The following is a 4,737-nucleotide window of genomic DNA, read 5'->3' on the forward strand; positions in this document are numbered from 1 at the left end:
CCTGTGCGGGTTGTTCGCCGAGGTCCTGGGCCTGGAGCGGGTCGGGATCGATGACTCCTTCTTCGACCTGGGCGGCCACTCCCTGCTCGCCACCCGGCTCCTCACCCGTCTGCGCTCGGCCACGGACGCCAGGACCACTCTGGAGGACGTGTTCCGCGCCCCGACGGTGGCGCAGTTGGCGCAGCGCCTCGACCGTGCGCCCGCCCCCCGGGCACGGCCGACGCTGAAGCGCCGTACCCGCGCCGGAGTGGAACTCGACGGCTGACCCCTCCCGCGAAGCGGCCGGGCCCCTGACCGGGGCTCCGGCCGCTTCGTCGTTCCCGACCGATCCCAGTGGTGACCGGCAGGCAGGGGACCGACCCTAACTGCCGCTTCCTTGCCGTCACTTCCTGCCCCGTGAGCCCGGAGCACGGGCGTACCTTTCCATTATTCGACCGGTATAGCAGAAAAAGGAACCGATTCGGTTCCAGGACTGCCGGAATGGCGAACCGGCTCGGAACGGCGATCAGGAGCGGAATGGAATGATGGAAATCGGAAACGACCCGGCCGCGAGCGAGGTGCTGTGGGAACTGCGGAGCGGTTCCGCCCCCGGTGGTCTCTCCCTGCTGATCCTGCCCCATGCCGGAGGCAACGCCCACTACTACGCCCAGTGGGAGGAACACCTCCCCCAGGGTGTGGGCCTGCTGGTCGCGCAGTACCCCGGCCGCGGCTCGCGGTTCACCGACGACCTGCCCGAGAGCGTCGACGACCTGGTGGCCCCCCTCGTGTCCCTGCTCGCCGAGGACCGTCGCGACCTGGTGGTGCTCGGGCACAGCATGGGCACCCTGGTGGCCTACGAGGTCGCTCGGGGCCTCAGTGAAGCGGGCCGCCCGCCCGTGGCCCTCATCGGGTCCGCCTGCCGGGCCCCGTTCCTGCCCAACCCCAGCCCGGTCCTGCCCGAGACGCTCTCGGACGAGGAACTGGTGGAGGCGATCAAGGCCCGGGGTGGCACCGAGCACGCGATCCTCGACGAGCCCGAGCTGCGGGAGATCATCCTTCCCTCGATCCGCGCGGACTTCGCCATCGACGACGCCTACCGGCGTGACGACGCGGTGCGCAGCCTCAATCTCCCGTTGACGATCGTCGGCGGTGAGTCCGACCCCATCGTCCCGGTCGGCGATCTCGTGGAATGGCGCGAGGTCACCAAGGGAGAGACCCGCGTCGAGACCCTTCCCGGGGGCCACTTCTACTTCGACGAGAGCGGAGAGAACCTGGCCCGGTTCATGGAGATCGTCGTTTCTGTGACCGCGCCGGTGACCACCGCGCACGCTTCCTGAGAAGAATTCCGGACGCGTAAAGAAAAGCGAGAAGAGCGGGTGGAAGCCCGCGAGGAAAAACGGAGGAAGAATGTCGCTGACAACAGAGAAGGCCGTGCTGCGCCGTGAGGCGGGCAAACCCTCGATCATCGAGCTACCCGGCGTGCGGGACATGGACGAGGCCGTCCGGGTCCTGGAGCGCGAACGCGCGGCCATCACGGCGGAACTGGCCTCCGCGGGCAGTGTCCTGGTGAGGGGTCTCCCGGTCCAGGACGCCGCCGCCTTCGGCCGGGTCCGCGACGTCCTGCTGCCCCAGCCCGCCGCCTACAAGGAGAAGGCCACCCCGCGCACCGACTTCGGCGGCGGCGTGTTCTCGTCCACCGACCTGCCCGCGATCCAGCCGATCCGCCTGCACAACGAGAACAGCTACACCCTCGACTTCCCGGGCACGCTCCTCTTCTGCTGCGTCGTCGCCCCCGACAAGGGCGGCGCGACGACCGTGGGCGACATGCGCGAGGTGCTGGCGATGGTCCCCGAGGACCTGCGTCGCAGGTTCGAGGAACACGGCTGGTTGCTGGTCCGCAACTACTCGGCCCTGGCCGGTCTGCCCTGGCAGACCAGTTTCGCCACGGAGTCCCCCGCCGAGGTCGAGGCCTACTGCGCGGAGAACGTCATCGGGTGCGAGTGGCTCGACGAGGAGACGCTGCGCACCCGCCAGCGCCGGTCGGCGATCGTCACCCACCCCGGCACGGGGGAGAGGGTCTGGTTCAACCACGCCGCGTTCTGGAGCCGCTGGTCCCTGGACGAGGACGTCCGCGACGTGCTGCTGGAGACCTACGGCGAGGAGGGCCTGCCCTTCGAGACCTTCGTCGGAGACGGTACCCCGCTCACCCGTGAGGAGGCCGAAGCGCTCAACGACGCCTACACCAGGGCCACCCGCAGGGAGACCTACCAGGTAGGCGACCTGCTGATGGTCGACAACATCCTCAACGCGCACGGCCGTGAGGCCTTCGAGGGCGACCGGAAGATCCTCGTCGCCATGGGCGATCCGGTGCCCCTCGCCGACTGCGCTCCGACCGCTCGGCCGGCGACCCACGCGAGCCGGGGCGAGGCGGGCCAGTGACGACCCCGATCGAATCCCTCGACACGGTCACCGGGCGCGACGGCGCGGCCCGGGACCTCCTGGACCGCCTCGCCGCAGTTCCCGGGACCCGCGACGCCGTCGTCGACGGAGACCGCGTCCTCACCTTCGACCAGCTCAGGGCGGGCGCCGTCCGTGTCGCCCGCGCACTGGTCGGACGGGGGATCGGCCACGAACGCGTCGTCGCGTTGTGCCTGCCCCGCGGCGCCGATCTCATCCTCGGCCTGATCGGCACCCTGACGGCCGGTGCGGCCTACCTGCCCGTCGACCCGGCCCTGCCGGCCGAGCGCCGCAGACACCTCCTGGAGGACGCCGCCGCCGACCTGGTGGTCGTGTCCTGCAGCGCCGGCACGGGCGGCCACGAAGACTGCGGGCGCTCGGACGACGGGTCCACCGAGACCGTCGCCCTCTGCCGGATCGCGCCCGACGGGACCTCGGCCGAGGCGGCCCAGGAACCCTTCCTGCCCGTGGCCGTCAACCCCGGCAACCTCGCCTACGTCATCTACACCTCGGGATCCACGGGACGTCCCAAGGGTGTGGAGGTCTCCCGCGGATCGGTCTCGGCCCTCCTCGCGGACCTGGAGAGCGAGCACCTCGCGGGTCCTCCCGGTGGCCGTGTGGGCTGGAACGCCTCCGCTTCCTTCGACGCGTCCGTCCAGCAGTGGACCCGCCTGTGCAGGGGTGACACCGTCGTCACCCTCGACGACCAGACTCGGTCCGACCCGGCGGCCATGGCCGGGCTCATCAGTGAGCAGGGCCTGACCGACCTGGACATCACCCCCTCCCACGCCGACCTGCTCCTGGACCACCTGGAGGAGCACCTGAGCGGGGACCGTCCGGGTCCCCTCACGCTGCTCGTCGGCGGAGAACCCGTGAGTCCGCCCCTGTGGCACCGGCTGAGCACACTGGCGGCGCGGGGCTCGATCCGTGCCGTGAACGTCTACGGGCCCACGGAGTGCACCGTCGACGCGACCGCCGGCTGGATCGACTCCTCCCGTGAACCGCACATCGGCGGTGTGCTCCCGGGACTGGAGTTGCGCCTGCTCGACGAGCGGCTGTCACCCGTGGCCGAGGGAGCCACCGGCGAGATCTACCTCGCCGGGTACCGGGTGGCCCGCGGCTACCGAGGGGCGCCCAGCCTGACCGCGCAGCGCTTCGTCCCGGACATCGCCGCGACCGACGGCTCGCGCATGTACCGCACCGGTGACCTGGCCCGTCGGCTCGATGACGGTCGCCTGGAGTACCTGGGGCGCGGCGACCGCCAGGTCAAACTGCGCGGCTTCCGCATCGAGCCCGGCGAGATCGAGGGCGTCCTGGGCACGCACCCCGCCGTCGTCGAGGTCGTCGTCGACCTGCGACCCCTGACCGGAGGGCCCGCGCTGGTGGCCTACTACCGGGCACACGGGTCCGGCGTGGACCGGGAGCTGCGCGACCTCGCCGCGGCCAGGCTGCCCGGCTACATGGAACCGGTGGCCTACGTGCGGCTCACCGAGTTCCCCAGGACCCCCAGCGGCAAGCTCGACCGCGCGGCCCTGCCGGACCCCGAACCCGTCGGCCGGGAGGGCTCCGGTGACGAGGGGCTCGGCTCCGTGGAGCAGCTCATCGCGCGGGTGTGGGCCACGGTCCTCGGTGTCCCCGTGATCGGAGCGGAGGACGACTTCTTCCGTCTGGGCGGTCACTCGCTCTTGGCCATCAAGCTCGTCTCCCAGGTGAAGGCACAGCTGGGGGTGAAGATCCCCCTCAAGGCCGTGTACGAGAACCCGAAACTGCGCGACCTCGCGTCCGTCATCGAGTCAGCGGACTGAGCGGATGCTCTCGACGGAGGGCGCCGCAGCTCGATCGGCCCGGGAGGGGCCACCGCGTGAGCGGACCCTCCCGGACCACCGCCGGACCGCCCGACCCCCGGGTGAGAACCGCCGCACACCAGGTTTCCGGCGGACGAAGACACGACCCCGTTCCCCCTAAGGAGTAACCGTGATCCCCCTTTCCTTCGCGCAGCGGCGGCTGTGGTTCGTGAACCGTCTCGAAGGGGCCGGTTCCACCTACAACGTGCCGTTGGTGGTGCGGTTCGGCACCGGTGTGGACGCGGTCGCCCTGGAGGCGGCGTTGGGTGACGTGGTCGAGCGGCACGAGGTGTTGCGGACGGTCTACGGGGAGAGCGGGGGCGAACCCTTCCAGCGTGTGCTGGGGCTGGGGGAGGGGTTGCCGGGGTTCGAGGTGGTGGAGTGTTCTCCCGGTGAGGTGGACGCGCTGGTGGGGGAGTTCGCGCGTACGCCGTTCGACCTCGCGGTGGACCGTCCG

At 70.9% G+C, this 4,737-nt stretch carries 5 protein-coding genes; all 5 read left to right on the top strand.

Translation table 11 applies throughout. From position 1 onward, the window contains the following. On the top strand, nucleotides 1-265 hold a 265-nt coding region (locus DSY14_RS26955), incomplete at its 5' end, for a phosphopantetheine-binding protein (RefSeq protein WP_283091713.1). Between the two features lie 256 nt (nucleotides 266-521). Next, the gene (locus DSY14_RS26960) at nucleotides 522-1,316 is read left to right on the top strand and encodes a thioesterase II family protein (RefSeq protein ID WP_249188537.1); all 795 of its coding nucleotides are present in this window, start codon (nucleotides 522-524) and stop codon (nucleotides 1,314-1,316) included. 70 nt (nucleotides 1,317-1,386) lie between these two features. Beyond that, the gene (locus tag DSY14_RS26965; protein ID WP_211719423.1) at nucleotides 1,387-2,418 is read left to right on the top strand and encodes a TauD/TfdA family dioxygenase; all 1,032 of its coding nucleotides are present in this window, start codon (nucleotides 1,387-1,389) and stop codon (nucleotides 2,416-2,418) included. Continuing rightward, complete coding sequence (locus DSY14_RS26970) at nucleotides 2,415-4,241, top strand: non-ribosomal peptide synthetase (protein ID WP_211719424.1); 1,827 nt, start codon at nucleotides 2,415-2,417, stop codon at nucleotides 4,239-4,241. The genes DSY14_RS26965 and DSY14_RS26970 overlap by 4 nt, the downstream gene beginning before the upstream one ends. A 169-nt stretch (nucleotides 4,242-4,410) precedes the next feature. Beyond that, on the top strand, nucleotides 4,411-4,737 hold a 327-nt coding region (locus tag DSY14_RS26975), incomplete at its 3' end, for a condensation domain-containing protein (RefSeq protein WP_211719425.1).

It is taken from the genome of Nocardiopsis sp. MG754419 (genome assembly GCF_018207095.1).
Taxonomy (GTDB): domain Bacteria; phylum Actinomycetota; class Actinomycetes; order Streptosporangiales; family Streptosporangiaceae; genus Nocardiopsis.